This window comes from Bacillus sp. SIMBA_154 (assembly GCF_046536015.1).
Taxonomy (GTDB): domain Bacteria; phylum Bacillota; class Bacilli; order Bacillales; family Bacillaceae; genus Bacillus; species Bacillus pumilus_P.
Window position 1 is genome coordinate 1 of the sequence record NZ_JAWJBV010000671.1, and the last position, 235, is coordinate 235.

1 protein-coding gene is annotated in these 235 nt (G+C 40.0%); it reads right to left on the reverse strand.

Translation table 11 applies throughout. The annotated features are described in order from the left end of the window. The coding region (locus tag R0K30_RS23545) for a hypothetical protein (protein WP_410613452.1) at positions 1-235 on the reverse strand (235 nt) is incomplete at both ends.

Consider the following 235-nt stretch of genomic DNA (forward strand, 5'->3'; position numbering starts at 1 on the left):
GCTCAAAGCGCTTTCTATCACCCACATACAAGTAACTTAATGTTAATGATAGGGTATCCGTAGGTTGCCAGTTAAGATTGGCTGTGGCTTTTGGTGGGCTGATTTGCTTAGAGCCTAAATATATATCTGCTTCAGTATTTTCACCTTCTACATAGCTATACGTTGCCAGTAATTTAAGGGATGGATTTATGGTGTAGTCTACTAAGGCTTCATAACCCCAAATTTCTTGAGGTGC